This window comes from Wenyingzhuangia sp. (assembly GCF_039768515.1).
GTDB lineage: Bacteria > Bacteroidota > Bacteroidia > Flavobacteriales > Flavobacteriaceae > Wenyingzhuangia.
This window is the reverse complement of sequence record NZ_JBDNAI010000142.1, coordinates 1-3,121: the sequence shown is the minus strand read 5'-3', so window position 1 is coordinate 3,121 and position 3,121 is coordinate 1. Positions and strand designations below refer to the sequence as shown.

At 39.7% G+C, this 3,121-nt stretch carries 4 protein-coding genes; all 4 read right to left on the bottom strand.

The window, feature by feature from the left end; all coding sequences use genetic code 11:
- On the bottom strand, nucleotides 1-130 hold a 130-nt coding region (locus ABF281_RS08875), incomplete at its 3' end, for a hypothetical protein (RefSeq protein WP_347181320.1).
- 20 nt (nucleotides 131-150) lie between these two features.
- Complete coding sequence (gene leuD, locus ABF281_RS08870) at nucleotides 151-747, bottom strand: 3-isopropylmalate dehydratase small subunit (protein ID WP_347181319.1); 597 nt, start codon at nucleotides 745-747, stop codon at nucleotides 151-153.
- Nucleotides 748-759: 12 nt separating this feature from the next.
- Nucleotides 760-2,157, bottom strand: a complete 1,398-nt coding sequence (gene leuC, locus ABF281_RS08865; protein ID WP_347181318.1) for a 3-isopropylmalate dehydratase large subunit — start codon at nucleotides 2,155-2,157, stop codon at nucleotides 760-762.
- 116 nt (nucleotides 2,158-2,273) lie between these two features.
- The coding region (locus ABF281_RS08860; protein ID WP_347181317.1) for a helicase-related protein at nucleotides 2,274-3,121 on the bottom strand (848 nt) is incomplete at its 5' end.

Here is a 3,121-nt window from a genome sequence, read left to right as displayed (position 1 = left end):
TGAGTTCTTCTAACAATAATTTAGCTAAAGTAAGTTTTTCAGAGGCAGAAAATGACACACTAGAAGTCTGTTCACCATCCCTTAAAGTGGTGTCCATTATTTCTATGATACGCTGTTTTTTGGCAGTCATTAGGAATGCATTTAGAGCTTTTACAAAGGTGTATTGCTAGCAAAAGAGGTGATCTCTTCCTCCATACTTCTCAAATAATCAATGTCGTCAAAACCATTGAGCATATTGTCTTTTTTATAGACGTTAATGTCAAAAGATTCTTGATCTCCCGTACTGGGAATGCGAATGGTTTGTGCGGGAAGATCTACCACTATCTCAGTAGTAGGGTCTTTGAATACAGCCGCCAATATAACTTCTAAAAAAGCAGGGCTCACCTGAACTGGTAATACGCCAATATTCAAGCAATTGTTTTTAAAAATGTCTGCAAAAAAGCTAGATACAACACATCTAAATCCGTAATCGTAAACGGCCCAGGCCGCGTGTTCTCTCGATGATCCAGATCCAAAGTTCTTACCGCCAACGAGAATTTTTCCTTGATACTTTGGATTGTTTAGTACAAAATCTTCTTTAGGAGTATTGTCTGAGTTATACCTCCAATCACGAAATAAATTATCTCCAAAACCAACCCTCTCTGTGGCTTTTAAAAATCTTGCAGGTATGATTTGATCCGTGTCTACGTTTTCTATAGGCAGTGGAACTGCAGTCGTAGTTAATGTAGTGAATTTATCGTATGCCATAGTATGGTAAATTTATTGTAAAAGAGTTCTTGGATCGGTTACTTGTCCTGTTACAGCTGCTGCAGCTGCAACTAATGGGCTTGCTAATAAGGTTCTTGAACCAGGTCCTTGTCTTCCTTCAAAGTTTCTATTAGAAGTACTTACTGCATATTTCCCTGCAGGAATTTTGTCGTCATTCATGGCCAAACAGGCTGAACAACCTGGCTCTCTGAGGGTAAATCCAGCAGTTTCTAGAATAGCCAAAATGCCTTCTTCTTTAATGGCTTTCTCCACCTGGTGTGAACCAGGGACTAGCCAAGCAGTGACATGATCTGCTTTTTTTCTCCCTTTCACTATACTAGCAAATGCCCTAAAATCTTCTATTCTTCCATTGGTGCAACTTCCTAAGAAAACATAATCAATAGATTTACCAATCATAGGGTCTCCTTCGTTATAATTCATATAGGCCAATGACTTTTGGTAAGTGGCTATGCCTCCCTCAAGGTCTGTAGCAAGAGGTATATCTTTGGATATACCCATTCCCATACCAGGATTGGTTCCATAGGTAATCATTGGTTCAATGTCAGCGCCTTCGAATTCATATACTTTGTCAAATGAAGCGCCTTCTTCTGTGTATAATGTATCCCAATAGGCCATGGCTTTCTCCCATGCAGCACCTTTTGGCGTAAACTCTCTGTCTTTAATATAATCAAAAGTCTTTTTGTCTGGAGCCATCATTCCACCGCGCGCACCCATCTCTATACTGAGGTTGCAAACAGTCATTCTTCCTTCCATACTCATTTCAGAGAAAACATTTCCAGCGTATTCAACAAAGTACCCAGTAGCCCCAGAGGTGCTGAGTTTGGAAATAATATAAAGAGCTACATCTTTAGGGGTGACCCCATTTTGTAGGCTTCCATTAACCCTTATGACCATTTTCTTTGGCTTGGGCTGCATAATACATTGCGTGCTAAGGACCATCTCTACCTCTGAAGTTCCAATTCCAAAGGCTATGGCACCAAATGCACCATGGGTAGAGGTATGAGAATCTCCACAAACAATCGTAGCACCTGGTTGCGTAATCCCGTATTCTGGCCCAACTACATGAACAATACCATTTTTTTCATGTCCAAGCCCCCAATATGAAATACCATGTGCAGTGGCATTTTCTTCAAGCGCCTTTAATTGATTAGCAGACAAGGGGTCTGCTACAGGTAAATGTTGATTAATCGTGGGTGTGTTGTGGTCTGCTGTGGCAAAAGTGCGATCTGGATACAACACTTTAGCCCCCCTGTTTTTAAGCCCTAAAAAAGCTACAGGACTGGTTACTTCATGAACCATATGACGGTCAATAAACAGTACATCTGGACCGTTTTCAATGCTTCTCACCACATGAGAATCCCAAACCTTGTCAAAAAGTGTTTTTTTCATAGAAAAAATGATATTAAGATAAGGCAACTAAAGTGCCTATTGAATGTTGTGCAAGGTGTAAAAATAAATAAAAAATAAGTGTTTGCAGCAATCTTTTTGTGCCTGAATTACGATGTTCAACTGATGTAATTCCAAATATTTTTGTGTTTTACAAGCGCTCTGTACGCTAGTAAAATAGGTTTATTGCTTGAATTTTCTAGGTAAGGGTCTGATTTTAAAGTAGTTACAGCAATCTCTCTCGCTTTTTTAAGTAAATCTGCATCCTTAACGATATCTGCAATTTTGAGTTGTAACACGCCGCTCTGTTGGGTACCCATGAGATCTCCAGGCCCCCTTAGTTTTAAATCTACTTCTGCTATTTCAAATCCGTCGCTAGAAGCAACCATGGTTTCTAGTCGTGTTTTTCCTTCTTGAGACAATTTATTTCCTGACATGAGAATACAAAAACTTTGTTCTGCACCTCTACCCACACGTCCTCTTAATTGGTGTAATTGAGACAATCCAAACCGCTCTGCACTTTCAATAATCATCACTGATGCATTAGGAACATTAACCCCAACCTCTATCACAGTCGTGGCAACCATAATTTGAGTTTTTCCATTTACAAAACGGTCCATTTCGTAAGCTTTTGCGGCTGCATTCATTTGACCATGAACGATAGATACTTGAAATTCTGGCGCAGGAAAAGACCTTGAAATGCTGTCGTATCCATCCATGAGATCCTTGTAATCTAATGCCTCAGATTCATTGATTAAGGGATAAACAATGTAAATCTGTCTGCCTTTTTCAATCTCTTCTCTAATAAACTTAAACACCCCAAGTCTGTGAGCATCTGATCGCCAAACAGTTTTAATTTCTTTTCTCCCCGGCGGAAGCTCGTCTATAATTGAAATATCTAAATCTCCGTAAATACTCATGGCTAAAGTCCTGGGTATAGGAGTGGCCGTCATGACCAATACATGTG